The 19,635-nt window shown below is 63.7% G+C and carries 21 protein-coding genes; 2 read left to right on the top strand and 19 right to left on the bottom strand.

Annotated elements, in window-relative coordinates:
• The 6 genes from AB4Y36_RS26620 to AB4Y36_RS26595 all read right to left on the bottom strand — a co-directional run bounded on the left by AB4Y36_RS26620 (position 1) and on the right by AB4Y36_RS26595 (position 4,491).
• Complete coding sequence (locus AB4Y36_RS26620; protein WP_368684580.1) at positions 1–1,548, bottom strand: transporter substrate-binding domain-containing protein; 1,548 nt, start codon at positions 1,546–1,548, stop codon at positions 1–3.
• Positions 1,549–1,642: 94 nt separating this feature from the next.
• Positions 1,643–2,023, bottom strand: a complete 381-nt coding sequence (locus tag AB4Y36_RS26615) for a hypothetical protein (RefSeq protein WP_069266608.1) — start codon at positions 2,021–2,023, stop codon at positions 1,643–1,645.
• Positions 2,024–2,132: 109 nt separating this feature from the next.
• Positions 2,133–2,534: a hypothetical protein gene (locus AB4Y36_RS26610; RefSeq protein WP_069266716.1), complete on the bottom strand. Its 402-nt coding sequence runs from the start codon at positions 2,532–2,534 to the stop codon at positions 2,133–2,135.
• Positions 2,535–2,651: 117 nt separating this feature from the next.
• Positions 2,652–2,915: a pentapeptide MXKDX repeat protein gene (locus AB4Y36_RS26605; protein ID WP_368604406.1), complete on the bottom strand. Its 264-nt coding sequence runs from the start codon at positions 2,913–2,915 to the stop codon at positions 2,652–2,654.
• A 105-nt stretch (positions 2,916–3,020) separates the two neighbouring features.
• Positions 3,021–3,797, bottom strand: coding sequence for a molybdopterin-dependent oxidoreductase (locus AB4Y36_RS26600; RefSeq protein WP_069266606.1), 777 nt, complete (start codon positions 3,795–3,797; stop codon positions 3,021–3,023).
• A 55-nt stretch (positions 3,798–3,852) separates the two neighbouring features.
• On the bottom strand, positions 3,853–4,491 hold the full coding sequence (locus AB4Y36_RS26595; protein ID WP_368618883.1) for a cytochrome b/b6 domain-containing protein: 639 nt from the start codon (positions 4,489–4,491) through the stop codon (positions 3,853–3,855).
• A 420-nt stretch (positions 4,492–4,911) separates the two neighbouring features.
• Here AB4Y36_RS26595 and AB4Y36_RS26590 point away from each other — a divergent pair, with 420 nt between their 5' ends.
• Together AB4Y36_RS26590 and AB4Y36_RS26585 are read left to right on the top strand one after the other, a co-directional pair.
• Positions 4,912–5,457, top strand: coding sequence for a sigma-70 family RNA polymerase sigma factor (locus AB4Y36_RS26590; RefSeq protein ID WP_069266604.1), 546 nt, complete (start codon positions 4,912–4,914; stop codon positions 5,455–5,457).
• The gene (locus tag AB4Y36_RS26585) at positions 5,454–6,095 is read left to right on the top strand and encodes a DUF1109 domain-containing protein (RefSeq protein WP_069266603.1); all 642 of its coding nucleotides are present in this window, start codon (positions 5,454–5,456) and stop codon (positions 6,093–6,095) included. The genes AB4Y36_RS26590 and AB4Y36_RS26585 overlap by 4 nt, the downstream gene beginning before the upstream one ends.
• 33 nt (positions 6,096–6,128) lie before the next feature.
• Here AB4Y36_RS26585 and AB4Y36_RS26580 read toward each other — a convergent pair whose 3' ends face one another.
• The 13 genes from AB4Y36_RS26580 to dctA form a co-directional block, all read right to left on the bottom strand.
• On the bottom strand, positions 6,129–7,436 hold the full coding sequence (locus AB4Y36_RS26580; RefSeq protein ID WP_368684579.1) for a chloride channel protein: 1,308 nt from the start codon (positions 7,434–7,436) through the stop codon (positions 6,129–6,131).
• 128 nt (positions 7,437–7,564) lie between these two features.
• Positions 7,565–8,311: a glucose 1-dehydrogenase gene (locus AB4Y36_RS26575; RefSeq protein ID WP_069266601.1), complete on the bottom strand. Its 747-nt coding sequence runs from the start codon at positions 8,309–8,311 to the stop codon at positions 7,565–7,567.
• 216 nt (positions 8,312–8,527) lie between these two features.
• The gene (locus AB4Y36_RS26570) at positions 8,528–9,523 is read right to left on the bottom strand and encodes an aldo/keto reductase (RefSeq protein WP_069266600.1); all 996 of its coding nucleotides are present in this window, start codon (positions 9,521–9,523) and stop codon (positions 8,528–8,530) included.
• Positions 9,524–9,741: 218 nt separating this feature from the next.
• On the bottom strand, positions 9,742–10,554 hold the full coding sequence (locus AB4Y36_RS26565; protein ID WP_368684578.1) for a hypothetical protein: 813 nt from the start codon (positions 10,552–10,554) through the stop codon (positions 9,742–9,744).
• A 148-nt stretch (positions 10,555–10,702) separates the two neighbouring features.
• Positions 10,703–10,996, bottom strand: coding sequence for a gamma-butyrobetaine hydroxylase-like domain-containing protein (locus AB4Y36_RS26560; RefSeq protein ID WP_342948825.1), 294 nt, complete (start codon positions 10,994–10,996; stop codon positions 10,703–10,705).
• On the bottom strand, positions 10,993–11,988 hold the full coding sequence (locus AB4Y36_RS26555; protein WP_368684577.1) for a HEAT repeat domain-containing protein: 996 nt from the start codon (positions 11,986–11,988) through the stop codon (positions 10,993–10,995). The genes AB4Y36_RS26560 and AB4Y36_RS26555 overlap by 4 nt, the downstream gene beginning before the upstream one ends.
• A gap of 34 nt (positions 11,989–12,022) precedes the next feature.
• Positions 12,023–12,793, bottom strand: coding sequence for an ABC transporter ATP-binding protein (locus AB4Y36_RS26550; RefSeq protein ID WP_368684663.1), 771 nt, complete (start codon positions 12,791–12,793; stop codon positions 12,023–12,025).
• Positions 12,794–12,837: 44 nt separating this feature from the next.
• Positions 12,838–13,698 (bottom strand): ABC transporter permease, encoded by an 861-nt coding sequence (locus AB4Y36_RS26545; RefSeq protein WP_368684576.1) that lies wholly within the window; start codon positions 13,696–13,698, stop codon positions 12,838–12,840.
• Positions 13,699–13,747: 49 nt separating this feature from the next.
• Positions 13,748–15,175, bottom strand: a complete 1,428-nt coding sequence (locus tag AB4Y36_RS26540; RefSeq protein ID WP_368604400.1) for an ABC transporter substrate-binding protein — start codon at positions 15,173–15,175, stop codon at positions 13,748–13,750.
• Positions 15,176–15,221: 46 nt separating this feature from the next.
• Complete coding sequence (locus AB4Y36_RS26535; RefSeq protein WP_069266595.1) at positions 15,222–15,467, bottom strand: ferredoxin family protein; 246 nt, start codon at positions 15,465–15,467, stop codon at positions 15,222–15,224.
• A gap of 11 nt (positions 15,468–15,478) precedes the next feature.
• Positions 15,479–17,218 (bottom strand): fumarate reductase/succinate dehydrogenase flavoprotein subunit, encoded by a 1,740-nt coding sequence (locus tag AB4Y36_RS26530; protein ID WP_368684575.1) that lies wholly within the window; start codon positions 17,216–17,218, stop codon positions 15,479–15,481.
• Positions 17,215–17,985 (bottom strand): GntR family transcriptional regulator, encoded by a 771-nt coding sequence (locus AB4Y36_RS26525; RefSeq protein WP_069266593.1) that lies wholly within the window; start codon positions 17,983–17,985, stop codon positions 17,215–17,217. Before AB4Y36_RS26525 ends, AB4Y36_RS26530 begins: the two co-directional genes overlap by 4 nt.
• Before the next feature lie 272 nt (positions 17,986–18,257).
• Positions 18,258–19,616, bottom strand: a complete 1,359-nt coding sequence (gene dctA, locus AB4Y36_RS26520; RefSeq protein WP_083245411.1) for a C4-dicarboxylate transporter DctA — start codon at positions 19,614–19,616, stop codon at positions 18,258–18,260.
• Between the last annotated feature and the right edge of the window lie 19 nt (positions 19,617–19,635).

Here is a 19,635-nt window from a genome sequence, read left to right as displayed (position 1 = left end):
TCAGCCCTGCTTGCGCGCCTGCCCGATGGCGCGTTCGCGTGCCGCCTGCGCTTGTTGTACGAGCCGGTAGGCGGCGTAGTACTTGTAGATATTGCGCACGTAAGTGGTCGTCTCGATCCCGATCTTCTCGCCGACCACGATCTCGACGTTGTTGAACCACTTGTCGGGCGAGAGCCCTCGGGCGGCCGCCTCCTTGCGCATCTTCGCGATCCTGGCCGGACCCGCGTTGTAGCTCGCAAACGCGAACAGGGCGCGGTCCGAGTCGGAAAAGTGCGCATCCGGGAAGTAGCGGGACATCAGGAGGTCCAGGTATTTCGCGCCGGCGTGGATGTTCGATTCTGTCACGCGGATGTCACCGACGGCCAGCTCCTTGCCGGTCGCCGGCATGAGCTGCATGATGCCGATCGCGCCAACGTGGCTGCGGGCGCTCTGGTCGAGCTGCGATTCCTGGAACCCTTGCGCGGCAAGCATCAATGGATCGAAGCGATATTGCGCGCCGTACTTCTCGAAGAGACCGACCGTTTGCGTGAAGCGCTTCAGTTCGGCGTCCTCCGTATTGCTGGTGATCTGCTTGACGCGCTGCAGTTCCTGCTGCAGACGCACTTCCGCCACGCTCTGCTTTTTCACGTAGCCAACGTAGAAGTCGGTGATGGCCTGCTGGAGTTTCGGACTCTGCTTGCGGATCGCCCAGCCAATATAGCCGGCGTCACGCACGGCCATGTCGTCATGCACCACGATGCCCGGCAGCACCTGCGCCCAGAATTTCGCCTTCCAGTCGTCGACGACGAGAATCTGGACCAGCCCGACATTGAGCATCTCCATGGCGTCCTCGTCCTCGAGCGCATCGGGCAGCAATACCAGCTTTATCGGCGGTTTGCCTTCTTTTTTGAAGCGCGCGTTCAGGGCGGTCAGACTCTCGAAGTAGCTGCTGCTCGCACGCACGTGCACGGTCTTGCCGCTCAGGTCGTCGAGTTTGGTGAGCGCGGGCGACTTCGGACCGGTGACGACCAGCTCGCGAACCGGCTTGCGGTCGCGCGGCGCGACGAAGTCGACCTGCTTGAGCCGCGTTTCGGTGACGGTCAGATTGCCGGCGGCAATGTCTCCTTTCCCGGCCAGCAGAGCGGGAAGGAGCTGGTCGCGCGTCGTCGGGATGATCACGAGCGTCAAGGGACGCTTGCCGAGGCTGCTCCGGTACGTCTTGTTCAGGTAGCGCTCGAAGTCGCGCATGAGCCCGGCGGTCAGCCCGCGCTCATGACCGAGCTCGTTGAAATAGAGCGTCCTGCTGTATGGCACGAGCACGCGGATCAGCCTGCGGTCGAGCATGGCATCGAAATCGCCGAACTTCGGCTGGATGGCGAGGTTGAGCCGGCGCGTGGCGGTGGGGGTGGGGGCCGCAGGGGGCGATGGCGCACTGGCTGGTGCAGCCGTCGCGGCCTGTGACGCCGCGGCTTGCGCAGGCGTTCCCTGGGCAGCGAGGCAGCCTGTCGGCCGGCTGGCAATACTCGTCCCGAAAGCCAGGATGATCAGCAACGTATGAACAATGCGCATGGTGTCAGGGCCGAGTGTGACGCGCCCTCCCATCATGTCACAACCGCACGATCTGGCTATGGGCCCATGGTCCTATAGCGAAAACGAACAGCCGCTACTTTGGCGATGTCATGACGTCACAGCCGCCGTGCGTGCCAGCGCCTTTCAGGGTGAGCGTAAGCCGGCTGCCGCGGTTCGCCGTGATGATCTGCCCATAGCTCACCGTGGGAATGAACTGGATATCCGGCGCGACCGCTACAGGGGGATTCCTTGCGCCGTCGACGGTCAAGTCGAGTTCCACGGTGACCGTGTCGATTGCGACGCCCATATCCTGCTTGCGCTCGGCCTGTTCCTTCCTGAAATTGCACAGGCCCGTGAGGACCTGCTCGAGGGCGGTCGGAATATCGACCGGCTTGCCCGGTGGGATGGGCGGCGTGTTGCAGCCGACGATCGTGAATGGCAAAGCGCAAAGGACCACGTATCGGCAGGCGCGCATTGGGTTCCCCTTCGATGAGCCAAAGGACGGCTTTGTCGAAGGGTGCCATGCGTGGATGCGCAGTCAATCGGACCTATGGCCTATGCGGAAGCCCGCTTCGCCTCGTGAATCACCCGGTCAGGCGCGTCCATAGCGTTCGTATGCGGCGCGCTCGCTCGTCAAACAGATACGACGCTGCGAGCGCGATCAGGCCAGCGACGACCCCCGTCGCAATGTGTTCGAGAACATGAATGCGATAGTGACTCGTGTGTGCGTAGGCATCGCCGATGATGGTCAGGCAGCCCACCAGCAGCGCGTTGCCATAGCGATTCGCGTACCACTTCGTTGCTGGCGTGAAGGTGAGAAGCACCGCCAGCGCGCCGGTGAACAGTCCTGTTTTGAATGCAATGGTCCAATGGGGCAGGCTCATGATGTTGCCCCAGCTCCCCGGCATGCAGGTCATGCATGCGCTGGTTGGCTGCCAGAAGCGCTGAATGAACAATTTCAGGCGGCGTTGCCATTCGCTTCCCATCACGTACTCCCAGTGCAGGGTGTGCGGCCCCGCGGAAATCGTGCATCGCTTGCGCCTTGTGCTGGGGCGCACGCGATGCGCTCCTGGCAAGCGATGCCGGGAGCGCGTTACGACGGTTCAGTGCGCCATGGCGCCCGATGCCGGATGATCCATGCCCATGGCGTCGGGCTTCATCGGCTTTTTCATCTGATCATGGCTCATCGCGCCGCCTTTGCTCATTGTATCGTGCGCCATGGTGCCTTTGCCCATGGCGTCCTTCTGCATCGAGTCCTTCGACATGGCGTCGTTCGACATCGCGCCGCTTGCCTGCGCGAATGCTCCCGCGCTCATGCTCAACAGGGCGGCCGAGATGGCGATGGCTGCGAATCGGATCGTGTTCATTTGCATTGCTCCTTGCTGGGTGGAAAAAAACGTTGCCCCTTTTGCGGGCGGAAGTGAAACAGAACCGTCGCATGAAGTGGCGTATCAGGCGGCGGCCGGAAGACGTCACGAACCGCCGAACCAGTTGTAGCCCTGGTCGACCCAGTAGCCGCCTGGATACGTATTCGTGACGAAAATCTCGACGATGTGCTTGGGGTTCTTGTAGCCGAGCTTCGTCGGCATGCGCAGCTTCATCGGATAGCCATATTTCGCCGGCAGGCGCTCGCCGTCGTAGTCGAAAGCGAGCAAGGTTTGCGGATGCAGCGCCGTGGCCATGTCGATGCTTTCGTAGTAGTTGTCGGCGCAGCGAAAGCCCACGTATTGCGCGGTGAGATCCGCATCGACCCGGCGCAGGAAATGCGCGAATGGCGTGCCGCCCCAGCGGCCTATCGCGCTCCAGCCTTCGACACAGATGTGCCGTGTGATCTGCTCGGCGTGCGGCAGCGCGTACAACTCGGGCAGCGTCCAGACGCGCTGGCCCTTGACGAGCCCGCTGAGCCTGAGCCGATAGTCGTCGCCATCGACCACGGGCGCTTCGCTTTCGCTATAGAACGCGTTGAAGGGGAAGGGGCGCGTGATCTGGGCTTCGCTGTACGTGGGTGCGAGCCCGGTCGGGTCGAACAGCCATGCCTGCACGCGATCGTTGAGCCGGGAAACGGCGGTGAGGAACGTGTTGACCGAGGCGTCGTCGGTGATCGTGCAGCCTGTCAGCAGCGAGAGGCCGCCGAGCGTGAGCATGCGCTTGCCGAACAGGCGCCGTGACGGCATGTCGAGTTCGCGCCGTGCATCGGCAAGGATCGCTGCGCGGTCGATTGCGATGATCTTGCGGTCGGTCGTGTTCATCGGGAATCCTTATCGATATCGAAGGACGGTATTCAAACAGGATTGGGCGGCGCGTTCAGCGTCCGCGCAGCATGGTGAGCAGCGAGCGCGGCACGAGCGCGACCATCGTCACGTGAACGAGCACGAACGCCGCAAGCACGGACATCGCGCAAAAGTGCACGACGCGCGCGCGGTCGTATCCGCCCATCGACTCGCGCAGCAGCGGAAACTGCACCGACTTCCAGATTGCAAGGCCCGACAGCACGAGGACGACGAGATCGGCGATCGCAATCAGGTAGGCGAGTTTCTGCACGGCGTTGTACTGGCTTAGGTCAGCGTGAGAAAGTCGGCCCATGAGCGCGGCGCGCAGATCGTGCAGCACGGCGCGCGGGCTCAGCGGGAAGAACTTCGTGCGCCAGCGGCCGGTGGCGAGATTCATGGCGAGATAGACGAGGCCGTTGAAAAACAGCAGCCACATTGCCGCGAAATGCCATTGCAGTGCGCCGCCGAGCCAGCCGCCGAGCGTGATCGAGGTGGGAATGACGAAGCCCGCGAACACGGGAGACGCATCGTAAATGCGCCAGCCGGAGAACATCATGACGAGCGCCGCAAGCGCGTTGAGCCAATGCGTGACGCGCAGCCAGAGCGGCTGGATGGCGCGTGGGCGGCGCACGCTGGCTTCGAGTGCGGGCGGTTCACCGATCGACGTGTGCATGGCGATTCCTCGTTAGCGCAGAGTTGACAGTGAATTCGCTGTGGCGCGCGCGCCGGTTACAGCGCGTCGGGAAAAAAACGCGAGACCGGGGGGCGGCTAAAAATAAGTCGCCGAGGCTGTAACCCAACTGGCGCGGCGAACGAACTACCCGCAACGGGCGCACGCGCTCGCGCCAAGCGAAAGAGGCACAAGGTGGGTTTGACTAGCACATGGGCGACGATGACGGAAGGGGCGACGCCCGGCGCGCGCGCCGGGGCAGCGCATGCCGTTGCGGGGCGCGAAGCGTTCGGCTACGCTCACGCGAACGGGCGCGAATATGGCGGTGCTCGTAATAATTTTGAAAGCTCTCCTTCGCAAGACCAGGCGAGCGCCATGCCCACAAGCCCGCTAACCTACCGTCGCGATCATCCAGGACGACCTTTGCACACCGCGGAAACCCGTCTCAAAGCGCTTTTCGTCAGCGGCCTGGAAGGCGACGCGCAAGCGTATCGCGACTTCCTCGAGGAACTCACGCGCCATTTGCGCGGCTACCTGCGCCGGCGCATCCCGCAGTTGCGCGACGACGTCGAGGACCTCGTACAGGAGATCCTGCTGGCGGTCCACAACGCGCGTCACACATGGCGCCCCGACGAACCGCTCACGGCCTGGGTGCACGCGATCGCCCGCTACAAGCTGATGGACTTTTTCCGCTCGCGCGCACGCCGCGACGTGCTCAACGATCCGCTCGAAGATCACACCGATCTCTTCGCCGCGCCCGACGACGAACCCGCGCAGGCGCGCCGAGATATCGGCAAGCTGCTCGAGCAATTGCCCGACAAGCAGCGCCTGCCTATCGTCCACGTGAAGCTCGAAGGGCTTTCGGTCGTGGAGACGGCGAAGCTCACGGGGCTCTCCGAATCGGCGGTCAAGGTGGGCATTCATCGCGGTTTGAAGGCGCTTGCCACGCGCATCAGGGGAGCGCGATGAAAACCGACGATCTGATCAACCTGCTCGCCGCCGGCGATGCGCGCGTGGACCGCAAAGCTGTGCTGCGCCGCTTCGCGCGGGCGCTGGCGCTCGGTTTTGCGGGCTCGGTCGTGCTGATGAGCGTGGTGTTCGGCGTGCGGCACGATCTCATGAGTGTCATGCACACGCCGATCTTCTGGGCGAAGCTCGCGTTCCCGTTGTGTGTCGCGGCCGCCGCCGCGCTCGCGGTCAGCCGCCTCGGGCGGCCGGGCCGGCGCGGCGGCTATGCGTGGGCGCTGGTCGCGCTGCCGTTCGTCGCCGTGCTGGCGGGCGCGTGGCTCGCACTGGGCGACGCGGCGCCCGCGCAACGCATACCGCTCGTGATGGGCCTCACATGGCGCACGTGCCCGTTCAATATCGTGCTGCTTTCGGTGCCCACGTTTGTGGCCGTCTTCTGGGCCGTGCGCGGTCTCGCGCCCACCCGCCTGCGCGCAGCGGGCGCGGCAGCGGGGCTCTTTGCGAGCGCGCTCGCGACCATTGCGTATTGCCTCCATTGCCCGGAGATGAGCCCGGCGTTCTGGAGCGTCTGGTATGTGATCGGCATGTTGCTGCCCGCCGGCATTGGCGCGTGGCTGGGGCCGCGGTTGCTGCGCTGGTAACGGCGCGTGAGGATCGACGCGCGTGAGCGCGCGTCACTGCTTCAGGAAGCGTTGCGCCAGGGCTTCGTACAGTGGCGGCGCGAACAGCTTCGAGACCTGGCTCGACACGAGCGCCGTTGCCATCAACGAGATCACGAGCGCGTGCCCGTCGATCATTTCGATGACGATGACGAACGCCGTGATCGGGCTCTGCGTGACGGCGGCCAGATAGCCGACCATGCCGAGCGCGATCAGCATTGGCAGCTGCATCTGCGCGAACACCATGTGCAGTGCATTGCCGATGCCGGCGCCGATCGCCAGCGACGGCGCAAAGAGGCCGCCCGGCGTGCCCGGCAGGTACGAGCCCACCATCGAGGCCATTTTCAGCACGGGATAGGCGACGCCGAGCTGTGAATGACCCTCGAGCATGCCGCGCGCTTCCGAATAGCCGCTGCCGAACAGGTGGCCGCCGCTCGCCACGCCGATTACGGCGATGAACAAACCGCACAGCGCGCCGAACGCTACGGGCCTGTCCTTTCGGAGAGCGAACAAACGGGCCGGCATCCATCGTTCGGTGTTGAGCAGCAGCCAGCAAAACACACCGCCTGCGAGGCCGGTGATCACGCCGACGAGGATGACGGCGACCGCGAGCAGATCGGGCATATGACTGCCGATGGCGATCGTGCCGAAATAGACATAGTTGCCTTGCAGCGCGAGTGAGACGACGCCGGAAAAGATGATCGCCGTGATGATCACGCCGCTCGTTCGTGCTTCGAAGCTGCGCGTGAGTTCCTCGATGGCGAAGACCACGCCCGCGAGCGGTGCATTAAATGCGGCAGAAAGGCCCGCGGCGGACCCAGCGAGCGCGAGCTTGTATTCGAGGCCGACGCCGTACATGCTGCGCAGTCGCGCCGGGTAGAAACGCCGGAGGCTGTACATGAGCGCCGCGCCCACGTGGATGGTCGGCCCTTCGCGGCCAATCGTGAATCCGCCGACAATGGCGAGAAACGACAGGGCGATCTTGCCGATCAGGATGCGCAGCGTGAGCAGGCGCGGGCCGAATTTGCGCACGTCGTGCAGCGTTGCGATGACTTGCGGGATGCCGCTGCCCTCCGAACCCGGAAACCAGCGGCGCGTGGCCCATACGCAGAACGCACCGATGGCCGGCGTGATGACGAGTGGCAGCCACCGGTTGTGGCCTGTCATCTGCACAAAGAGCGAGTAACCGAAGTCGACGAGCCGCGCATACATGACCGCGACCAGTCCCGTCGCGATGGCGCCGAGCCAGAACACGCCGAAATACAGCCAACGCCGCCGGCTGCGCAGAATCGTGCGGCTGTCTACAAGGTCGGAAACTCGCATGAGGCGGCTTGGCCAAACTCCTCTTTCCGAAGCGTTGCCGGTCGTGCCGCCACCCGGGCGGCACGACCGATCTTCAGGAGATTAGCACGCACGCGTTTTTTCGCGCCAGCCAGTTTCACCCACCTGCCTTAGCGCAGGCCCCCGCTGGCGACGATATGCTCGCCCGTCAACCATTTGGCGTCGTCCGATGCGAGGAACACGACGGCCGAGGCGATATCGTCCGGCTGACCGATGCGTCCGAGCGGCGTCTGGCTGACCGTCTGGCTTTCGAAATCCGATCCGATGACGCCGATCGCGTGCGCGCCTTCTGTCTCGATGATGCCTGGATTGATCGCATTCACGCGGATCTTGCGCGGTCCCAGTTCGCGTGCCAGCACGCCCGTGATCGCATCCACCGCGCCCTTCGTGCCGCTATAGACAGCCGTTCCCGGTGGCGTGACCGTCGTCACGACCGAACTCACGTTCACGATGCTCGCACCCTCGCCAAGATGCTTCACGGCCGCCTGCGTGGTGAGCAGCACGCCGAGCACGTTGATGTCGAACTGCTTGCGGTATTGCGCCTCCGTGAACTCTTCGATTGGCGCGAACTCGTAGACGCCCGAGTTGTTGACAAGGATGTCGAGGCGACCGTAAGTTTCGACGGCCGTGCTGATGATGCCTTGTGCGTCGGACGCCTTCGACACGTCGCCGCCGACGGAAACCGCCTTGCCGCCCGCGGCCGTAATCGCGCTCACGACCGCATCGGCGCCCGCCTTGCTGCTCGCGTAGTTCACGACCACCGAAGCGCCTTCGGCCGCGAGGGCCTTGGCGATCGCAGCGCCAATGCCTTTCGACGCGCCCGTGACGACTGCCACCTTGCCTGCAAGTTTGCCCATCATGTTCTCCTTACCGTATGTCGCAGCATCGAATGGAACCGGCGTCCTGGCTTGTATGAAGCCATCGGCCGGCGACTATTGCGAATCTAAAGGTCCGCGCCGCCGCGATAAAGCGGCCTGGCGCGAATTGACTGGCAGGATCAGCCGAACAATCGGGGCGGAGCAAAATCGGGTAAGCGGGCGCAGAAATTCCTGCGGCCTCGACCGCAAGGGCTTTTACCAGCGCTGGTGGACGTGCGGCGCTATATAGTGTTCGTAAACGTCCCGCACGCGTTGCATCGCCGCGTCGGAGAGCGGCGCGAGGTTTGCCGCCGAGACGTTCGACGCCGCCTGGGCCGCGTTCTTGCTGCCCGGAATGATGACGGAGACAGCGTCTTCCATGAGTATCCAGCGCAGGGCGAGCTGTGCCATCGAGGCGTCCACGGGTACCAGGCCGCGCAGTTCATCGACCGCCTTCAAGGCGACGTCGTACGGCACGCCCGAGAACGTTTCGCCTACGTCGAATGCCTCGCCATGACGATTGAACGCACGGTGGTCGTCCGCCGCAAAAACGGAATCCGCGGACAATTTGCCGGTGAGCATGCCGCTCGCGAGCGGCACTCGCGCGATGACCGCAACATTCTTCTTTAGCGCCTCGCGGAAAAACAGGGCGGCAGGCCGTTGGCGGAACATGTTGTAGATGATCTGCACCGAGACCACATTGGGATATTCGATCGCCTTCAGCGCTTCCTCCACCTTTTCGACCGAAACGCCGTAAAAGCGGATTTTGCCGGCGGCGACGAAGCTGTCCATCGCGTCGAATACCTCGGGGCGGTAGTAGACCTCCGTCGGCGGGCAGTGCAATTGCACGAGGTCGAGCGTGTCGACACCCAGGTTCGAAAGACTCCGGTCGATGAAGCCTTCGAGTTCGCGCTTGTTCAGATAGCCGCTGGTCACATGCGGATCGAGCCGGCGTCCGAGTTTCGTCGCCACGATCGGGCGCTTGCCGCCGCGTTCGCGCAGCACGTCCCGGATAATGCGCTCCGAGCGGCCGTCGCCGTAGACGTCGGCGGTGTCGATGAACGTGACGCCGTTATCGAGCGCGGCGTTCAGCGCGGCTCTGGCGTCGTCTTCGCCGACGCTTCCCCACGAGCCGCCGATTGCCCATGCACCAAAGCCGATCTCGGACACGTTCCAGCCGGTCCGCCCAAATTTTCTCTTCGAAAGCGTCATTTGCGTGCTCCTCCTGTGGTTTGCGCAGTTGTCTGGCAGGCGTTGCAATCGCCTCTGCGCCCGTAGTGTAGCTGGCTGTCAGGAGCAGGTATCCGAGGCGCTGGAACTCAGGGCCACAATCGTGGGAAACCGCGTGTTCACCGCATCGATCGATTCTCAACGGTCCGAATAATCGAGGGGCGGGGCCGACGATCGCGCGCGCCGTCACTGCCTCGACTTCAAATCGGTTTTTCGATCGCTGCCTGGCCGTGCGGCGTCAGCGTTTGTTGCCCGTCCTTGTCGAAGCCGCTATAGGTCCAGTCCAGTTTGCCGGAAGTGGTGGCGACCGAGCGGGTCAGGCCGATGCCGTACTGAGTCAGATACGTTCGACGCGTCTTGTTCTGGACGATACCGTCCTTCGTCTGTTCGCACTCCAGGTCGATCGCTTTGCCGGTGAACGCTGCATTGAACTGGGAAGCCGGATAGTAGCGGCTCGTGTGACAGGTCCACGTGAGCGCCCGGAAGTTGACGATCTGAACCGTCGTGCCGAACTTGAACGTCGTGGTATAGGTTTCGTCTTCCTGCGGCGCGTTGAACGCGAACTGATTGTTGTCGGCGTCGTGCGCGACGAAGGGGATGAACGCCGCCGTCTGCGCGTAGTTCGCCGTTTCCTCTTTCAGGCTGTAAATGTTGAGGTAAGAGAGGCTGAACGTTGCGGCGGCGGGCACACCATTCGCCGAGCTTTCATACACCTGCTGGACCATGCCCGTATCTTGTGCGTTGATCAGCACAGTCTTGAAGTCGCGCTCGATCCCCACCGTGCCAACATGGCCCGTTACCTTGCCGAGCACCGTCAAGACCTTGAAGGGCAGCACGTGCGTGCCCGGTGCCGGCATTTTCTCGCGAACGCTCGTGGGCAAGGAATCCACGGCAAAGTGCGCCGCGAGATAGCCGGGCTTGTCGTTGGCCATATCCTTGACCGGCACGAACTGAACACAACCTGACAATAGCGCAGCGGATGTGAAGGAAGTGCCGACGAGCAGGCGGGTCATTCTGTTTCGCATCTTTTTCTTCGATTCTTTGTCAACGGATCGGGCGCCCGTCAAACGAGCACGGCATGGCATGCTTATCGGCGCGATGCGAGCGTTCTTTAATCGAAGATCGAAGCGAGGCGGGTGGCTGCCAGCTTCAGGGCGCAAGCTAGCGGTCTTCGCCGCGCCCAAGCTGCTCGAGGTAGGTCCATGGATAGATGCCGCGTGCATGGCCGTCGCTGAACGCGAGCTGCACGCCGTAGCCCATCGGCTCGATGCCGATCAGCATCACATCCGCAGCGGCCGCGGGCGCGGCGCCGTCGAGCCGCACGCGCCGGCAGGCTGCGCACGGGCACGCCGCGCGCAGCCGGGCGTGCTTCACACGTTGTGTCTCGCCTGCCGGCCAGCGGAGCGTGAGCGCTCGCGCGACGGCGTCGTTGCGAACCTCGAGCGGCGTTTTCATGGCGCTGCGCCCGCGATCTGGCCGATAGCGATGCGCACGGCCTTGCGCACCTCGGGATCGCGGTCCTGCAGCGCGCTTTGCAGCGCGGGCAAAGACTCGCGCGTGCCCAGTTCGCCGAGCGTGAGCGCCGCTTCCTTGCGCAAGTTGCTGATCGAATGCGTGAGCAGCGTGGCGACGGCGGTGGCCGCTTGCGCATCGCGTAGCTGTCCGAGTGCGCGGGCCGCGCGCAGCCGGACCTGCCAGTAGGCGTCACCGAGCGCTTCGACAAGCGGTGCGAGTGCCGTTGCGGCACGCAGCTTGCCGAGCGTCGTCGCGGCTTCTTCGCGCACCTGCCAGGCGTCGTCGCGCAACGCCGTGAGCAGCGCGTCGAGCGTGGCCTGATCGTCCGGCGATGCGAAGCCGAGCGCGCCAACGGCGGCGCGGCGGACGTCGGGGTGCGCGTCGCCGGCGCCGAGCGCGGCGAGCGCCTTCAGCGCGCGTTCCTCCTTGAGCCAGCCGAGCACGGCGACGGCCTCGAGCCGCACGTCGGCCTCAGTGTCCGCAAGCGCATGCAGCGCGGGCTCGAAGGCATCCGCAAAGCGGAGTTCGCGCAGGCCGCGCAGCGCCGCGCGGCGCACGAACGGTTCGGGCCGCGCGGCCCACCGGCGCAGCACGTGGCCCGACGACTGCGCCTTCAATTCCGAAAGACTTTGCGCCGCGGCTTCGCGCACGTCGTCGTCGGTGTCGAGCAATGCTGCGCAGAGCGCTTCGACGACGTCGTCGTATTCCCACGCGGCCAGCACGGCGGCGGCTTCGCGGCGCACGTCTGGAGCGGGATCGTCGCGCAGCGTGGCCACGAACGCGGGCAGCAGCGCTTCATCTTCGAGATCGGCGAGTTCGAAGAGCGCGATGCGGCGCACGGCGGGATCGGCGTCGGCGAGGCGCGCGAGCAGGGCGCTCGCTTCGGCGCTCGGGTGCTGCGGGTTCGGCAAGGTGGGAGCGGAAACGGTCATGGGAAGGGCAGTGATCTGGTGGGCGCTTGAGGGACTACGCCGCTTCGCGCAGAAACGCGAGGCAGCGGCGCTTGATGTCGATGAAGCCGGCTTCGGTCGTGCTCTCGTCGCTGCGCGGCCGCGCGAGCGGCACTGTGATATCGGCGACGAGGCGCGCGGGTCGTTGCGAGAGCATCAGGATGCGGTCGCCGAGAAACAGCGCTTCGTCGATGTCGTGCGTGACGAACACGACGGTCGTGCGTATCTGCGTCCAGATGTCGAGCAAAAGCGTTTGCATCATGCGGCGCGTTTGGGCGTCGAGTGCGCCGAAGGGCTCGTCCATCAACAAAATGCGCGGACGGTTGATCAGCACGCGCGCGATTTCCACACGCTGCTGCATGCCGCCCGACAGCTGCGCGGGATAGTGCGACTCGAATCCCGCGAGCCCCACCAGCGCGAGCAGTTCGGCCGCTTCGCGCCGACGCTCACTGGCGCCAACGCCCTTCATCTTCAGGCCGAATGCCACGTTGTCGATCACACGCTTCCAGGGAAACAGCGTGTGCTGCTGGAATACGAGGCCGCGCTCCGGATGCGGGCGCTCGACCGCGAGACCGTCGACGGCGATTTCGCCCTGCGTGGACGGGACGTGCCCCGCGATGGCGCCGAGCAGCGTGGACTTTCCGCAGCCGGACGGCCCAAGCACGCACACGAACTCGCCGGGTGCGATCTCGACGTTCAGTGAGTCGAGTGCGGCGAAGCGCGCGTGCGGCGGCCCGACCTCCACGGTCAGCGAACGCACGTTGATGTGCCCCGCCGCGTGGGACACCGGCGCCCTGGCGCGGGCTTCAGGATGGACGGCGGCAGGCGTGTTCACTGGCGCGCTCCCCGCAGGCGGTACCACGGCGTCAGTGCGGTGCCGATGCGTTTGACGAGGAGGCTGCTGCCCATGCCGAGCACGCCGATCAGGGCCATGCCGACCACGATATCCGCGTAGTTCTGGAGCGTATAGGATTCCCAGGTGAAATAGCCTATGCCGTACTGCCCGGCGATCATTTCCGCGGTTACGAGGCAGAACCACGCGGTGCCCATGCCGATGGAAAGACCCGTGAAGATCGCAGGCGCGGCACCCGGCAATACCACTTCTGTATAGAGCGACAGCGAGCCGGTGCCGAGACCCCGCGCGGTGGCGACGAGGCGGGGGTCGACGGCCTCCACGCCGTGGATCGTGTTCAGCAGGATCGGGAACAGCGCACCGATGAACGTGATGAACATCATGCTCAGTTCCGAAGAGGGAAACATCAGGATCGCGAGCGGAATCCACGCGACCGCCGGGATTGGCCGCAGCACTTCGAGCGGCGGCAGGAGCACATCTTCGAGTGCGCGATAGCGGCCGATCGCGAGTCCGAGCCCGACGCCGACCAGGGCCGCCGCGCAGAAGCCGGCCAGCACGCGCGTCAGACTCGCGGCGAGATGCATCGGCAGCTTCGGCGAATGGAGCAGCGCCCATAGCGCGGGAATGGCGTCGGCGGGCGAAGGGACATTCGCGAACGTGACGATGCCAAGCGAGAGCCGGAAATGAACGGCCAACTGCCAGGCAGCCACGAACAGCACGATCGAGCCGGCGCGCCATGCGCGGCGGCGTATCGGTGCGCCGCGCGCTGCGGCTGCAGTCAGTGCCGGTTCCCGGACGGCCTGGCGTTGCCGGGCTGCGAGGTCAAGCGTGGCAGACATGCGGACTCCTCATAAATGGCAAGTGAGCGGGCGGACAGAGCGCGACGCGTTAGCGCGAAGCGAGGGCCTGCTGGGCGCCCGTTTTTGCAGCGGCATAGTCGACGACCGCGCCCGACGTGTGCTGTGCGTAGGCATCCGCGCCTGTCTTCTGCAGGAACGCGGTGACGTCGCCATGCGCGTCGCGTACGTACCAGGCGTCGGAAGCGAAGAGCTTCTGTCCGCTGTCGTGGTCCTGCACGTAGACCGCGCGCACTTTGCTGCCGGACTGTTCGAGTTTCGCGAGCGCTGCGAACCCTTCCGCCGCGTTCGCATAGTTGCGCACGTGTGCCTCGTTGGCGACCCACACCTGTGTGACCGCGAGGAAATCACGAATGGGCTTGCCGGTCAGCGCGTCGTTCGCGGCGAGCGGCTGCCGAGCGTAGTTTTTCAGCGCGGCGTCATAGTCGAGTGCCGACTCCTTGAACGCCTCGCGGATGTAGCGGTCGTCGATGAAGGTGTTCGCATCGAGATTGACATCCGTTTTCTTGAGCAGCTTCAGCGTGTCGATGGCAGTCGCCACGGCCTGGCGGTACTCCGGCTTCCAGGTGAGATCGCGCGTTTGCAGGCCGAGCGGTCCATGATAGAGATAGTCGACGGGCGCCTCGATGCCCGTCACCTTCTCGATCAGCAAACTATATTTTTCGGGATCTTCCGCAATCAGGCGGTTCGCTTCGATTGCCGCGCGCAGATAGGCGACCACCACTTCCGGGTACTTCTGCGCATAAGCGGCATCGACGAGCGCGCCGTGAAAGGTGGGCGCACGGCTTTGGGCGCCGTCGTAGATCTTGCGAGCGATGCCGCGGTACGGGAACAGGTCGGCGAACGGCACGAAGTCGGCGTGGGCGTCGATCTTGCCCGCCTTGAGGGCGCTCCCTGCCACTTCCGGCGCTTGCGTGATGATGTTCACGTCGGTATCCGGGTTCCAGCCTTGCGCTTTGATTGCGCGCAGCAGCATGCCGTGCGACGTCGAGGCGAACGGTACCGAGATCGTCTTGCCCTTGAGGTCGGCAATCGAATGCAGCGGCGAGTTGACGGGCACGACGATGCCGTTGCCGCTGCCATCGGTGCTGCCTTCGAGCACGGTGATGAAGAGGCTCTTTCGGCCCGCTTTCTGGAACGCCGCGCCATTGAGCGAACCCGGGAAATCCGCCATGGCGCCGAAGTCGAGCTTGCCGGCCACCATTTCGTTCGTGAGCGGCGCGCCGGAAGTGAAGTCCTTCCACTGCACGTCGTAGGTGACGTTCGCGTATTTGCCGGTGTGGGGCAGATACTTGTCGAGCAAGTGCAATTCGCGGATCAGGAGGCCACCCGTCGCGCAGTTGATAGTGGTGTCCTGGGTGCCGATCGCGACGCGAATCGTCTCGGCGTGTACGGTGATCGCGGCGCTCAACAGTAGCGGGGCGGCGAAAAGGCGAAGAATCCGTTGGCGTGTTTTCATGATCTGTTTGGCGAGCAATACGGGTACCGTCGTGGGGTGACAGCGGTTAGCGCAACAGGTACGGAATGTCGACCTTGACTGCGCCGGTCGGGCAGTCGCGTTCGCAGGGCATGCAATACCAGCATTCGTCGAATTGCATATAGGCCTTACCCTTGCTCACATCGATTGCGAGCAGGTCGAGCGGGCACACATCCACGCATACCGTGCAGCCTTTGTCGGCGATGCAGCGGTCTTCGTCGATCGTGACGGGCGCACTGCTGCGCTGGAAGATTTCGTGCGGCGTATAGGACATATTCGGATTCCTTAGTGTTCGGCGACGAGTACCGCGGATTCGCGAATGCGTAGCTGATCGTAAGCGCCTCGATCCGCTTGCGCAAGCGGGATGATGTACGGCTCGACCGCGCGCTTTTCGCTTGTCATGCTGCCGGAAGCGTCCTTGCGCAGGTGCGTATGGCAGAACCAATCGGCGTCGTTGCGCTGCGGGTAATCGACCCGGTGGTGATACAGGCCCCAGCGGCTTTCGGTGCGGAACAGTGAGGCGCGCGCCGCCATTTCCGCGCAGTCGCGAATGGCGCGCACCTCGGCGGCGCGCATCAATTCGTGCGCATTGTTGGCCTTGATCGCTTCGATGTCTTCGGCGATCTCGTCGAAGCGCTGCAGGCCGATCTCCATCTTGCGCGTGACCTTGGGCGGCTGAAGATAGTCGTTCACCATGCGGCGCAGCTTGTATTCGACCTGGGCCGGCGCGAGTCCGTTTTCGCGATCGAGCGGCGCGTAGATCCGTGCCCGTTCAGCGGCGATCTGGGCTTCGTCGAGGCTCGCATGCTCGCGGCCCTCCACGTATTCGGCCGCGTTGGCGCCCGCGAACCAGCCGTAGGTGAACGCGCCTAGCATGTAGTTGTGGGGCACGGCGGCCATGTCGCCTGCTGCATAGAGTCCGGGTACGGTCGTCTCCGCGCGCGCATTCACATAGACACCCGACGCGCTATGCCCGCTGCAAAAGCCGATCTCGGAAATATGCATCTCGACCATCTGCTGACGGTAGTCCGTGCCGCGGCCCGCGTGGAACCGGCCGCGGCTCGGGCGCTCGTTGGTGTGCAGGATCTGCTCGATGGTCTGGATCGTTTCCTCGGCAAGATGGTCGAGCTTCAGGAACACGGGGCCGTTTCCGCTCTGCAGCTCCTGGTAGAACTCCCACATCATCTGGCCGCTCCAGTAGTCGCATTCGATGAAGCGCTCGCCCTTGCCGTTCGCGGTGAAGCCGCCGAGCGGCCCGGTGACATATGCACAAGCCGGTCCGTTGTAGTCCTTAATAAGTGGATTGATTTGAAAGCATTCCAGATTCGCGAGGGCAGCGCCCGCGTGGTACGCCATGGCGTAGCCGTCGCCCGCGTTGGTCGGATTCTCGTAAGTGCCCATCAGGTAGCCGGAGGAGGGCAGACCGAGGCGTCCCGCCGCGCCGCAGCACAGGATCACGGCTTTCGCGCGCACCACGTGGAACTGCGCCGTGCGGCAGTCGAAGCCGAGCACGCCGCTTACGCGGCCCTGCGAATCGGTCATGAGCCGCGTGGCGACGATGCGGTTCGTGATCTCGATGCGCGCCCGTTTGAGCTGCCGGTAGAGGATCTTTTTCACGTCGTGTCCTTCGGGCATGGGCAATACGTAAGCGCCCATGTGATGGACCTTCTTCACGGCATAGTCGCCGTTGCCGTCTTTTTCGAACTTCACGCCCCAGCGGTCGAGCTGCTCGATGGTCGTGAAGCTGTGTCGCGCATACGCATAGACGGCCTCCTGGTCGATAATGCCATCGTTGGCGACGGTGATTTCGCGCGTGTACTGCTCGGGTGTGGCGTGGCCGGGAATGATGGCGTTGTTCAAGCCGTCCATGCCCATCGAGATTGCGCCGCTGCGCTTGACATTGGCTTTTTCAAGCAGCAGCACCTTGAGCGCCGGGTTGCGTTCCTTGGCCTTGATTGCAGCCATTGGGCCGGCCGTGCCGCCGCCGACGACCACGATGTCGTATTCGAGCACTTCGGTATTCATAGCGCTTTCCTTCCCCTTGCACGGGTTTTTTGGCGGTCGACGCGCAGCCGGTACTGGAAGGCGTCGCCGCGGAAATACAGGTATTCGTAGTCGATGGGATTGCCGGATGCGTCGTGCGTCAGGCGTTCGATCCGCAGAACGGGGCTGCCGTCTTCCACGCGCAGGGCGCGGGCGATGTCGTCATCGGCGAGAATCGCGTCGATCGACACATCGGCATGACCGAGCGGCACGCCGCAGTCGTTCTCGAGAATCAGGAAAATGTCGCGCGTGGCGAGGTCGGCGTTGGCGAGCCGCTTGCCGAGCGCTTCCGGCACCCACGTGAGTTCTAGCGAAACCGGTTCGCGGTTGAGCATGCGCACGCGATGGATTTCCGCGACCGGCGCGCCTTCCAGAAGATTGAGCCGTTGCGCGACGTGGCGATCGGCCTTGATGATCCTGAAGCTGCGCAACTGGTTGACAATCTCGTAGCCCATCGACGACATCGCTTCCGCGAAGCCTTGCAGCGAGGTTACGTTCTGGAATGCCTTGGGCCTGGAGACGAACGTGCCCTTGCCGTGCAGCCTGAAGACCAGGCCTTCCTTTTGCAGATCGCCTAGTGCCTGGCGCACGGTGATGCGGCTGACGCCGAACAGGGCGCATAGCTCGTGTTCGGAGGGCATCTGGCTGTGCGGCGCATAGGTGCCGTTCAGGATGCGCTCTCGGAGCGTGTCCTTGATCTGGACGTAGAGCGGCTGGGGGGATAGCGCCACCAGATTCGTTCGGGGCATGGTTCGCTTGTCATAACAAGATGGATCTGCAGTCTAGTCAGGGTTCCATCCGCGACAAACTAACGAATTCTGATATGTATTTCTTTGGTGTTTGGTTTGGGTTTGGTTTGGTTTGGGTTTGGTTTGGGTTTGCTTTGTTGTGGTTTTTTGGTGCTATCGCGGAGGGGTTGTGGTTTTTGGCGCTTTGGCTTTTTCTTGTGTTCGCGTCGGGAACCTTACAGGGGCAACCCAGGCATACCGACGCGAAAACAAGGCACCGCAAAGTACTCATTTCACAGATGGTTTTCTACCAGCCCCCTCGAGCCAGAAACCGGCTCGCCGCTGGGCAAAGACAAATCGCCAGCGCCCGACGCGTCCCCACCCTCAATCTCCCCATTCAAAACCGCCCGAGCCCGCGCAACATCCATCGCCCCTTCCCACCTGGCGACCACAATCGTGGCCACGCCATTCCCAATCAAATTGGTCACCGCCCGAGCTTCATTGAGAAACCGATCCACCCCCAACAGCAGCACCAGCCCGGAGACCGGAATCTTATGCATCGAAGCAAGCGTAGCAGCGAGCGCAACAAACCCCGCTCCGGCCACACCAGCAGAACCCTTCGAAGTCAGCAGCAAAACGCTCAGCACGACAAGTTGATCGAACAGCGTGAGATGAATGTTCATCGCCTGGGCCACGAAGAGGGCCGCCATCGTGAGATAGATCGCCGTGCCGTCCGCGTTGAACGTATAGCCGGTCGGCAACACCATGCCGACAACAGGCCGCGAACAGCCGAGGTTCTCCATCTTGACGAGCATCTGCGGCAGCACGGCCTCGGTCGACGCCGTGCCGAACGTGATCAGGATTTCGTCGCGGATATAGCGGAGATACTTCCACAGCGAAAATCCGCAAACGCGCATGACGAGCCCGAGCACCACCACGACGAAGACAATCGACGTCACGTACAGGCAAAGCATCAGCTCGCCAAACGACGCCAGCGTGCCGAGCCCGTACTTCGCGATGGTGAACGCCATGCCGCCAAACGCGCCCACGGGCGCGACATACATGACGATCCGCACGACGCCGAACATGCCCTGCAAGAACATGTCGAGCATATCGACGAGCGGTGCGGTACGCGGGCCGAGCTTCGCCAGCGCAATGGCGAACAGCACCGAGAAAAAGATGATCGGCAAAATTTCGCCGTTCGCAAACGCGCCGACGATGCTGTTCGGCACGATGCTCATGAGGAACCCGAGCGCCGTATGGTCGTGGGCCGCGTGCGCGTAGCTGGCGATCGCCGAGCTGTCGAGGTGCGCCGGATCGATGTTCATGCCGCTGCCCGGCTTGATCACGTTCACGACGACGAGGCCTACGAGAAGCGCAATGGTCGACGCCACCTCGAAGTAGAGCAGCGCCTTCACGCCTACGCGGCCGGCTTCGTGCAGGTCGTTCATCCGGGCAATGCCCACGACGACCGAAGCGAAGATGATCGGCGCGAGCGCCATGCGGATCAGCTTGATGAAGAGGTCGCCAAGCGGCTTGAGATCGGCTCCGATATCCGGATAGAAGTGGCCGACGAGAATGCCCGCCAGGATACCGATCAAGACCTGTATGTAGAGCTTCGAAAGATACTTTTTGAGTTTCGAGGGCCGCATGTCTGTCTCCTGAGCATGG

It is taken from the genome of Paraburkholderia sp. BR10936, assembly GCF_040965735.1.
Lineage (GTDB): Bacteria > Pseudomonadota > Gammaproteobacteria > Burkholderiales > Burkholderiaceae > Paraburkholderia > Paraburkholderia nodosa_A.
Note: the sequence above shows the minus strand (reverse complement) of the source record. Positions and strands in the feature narration are given on the sequence as shown.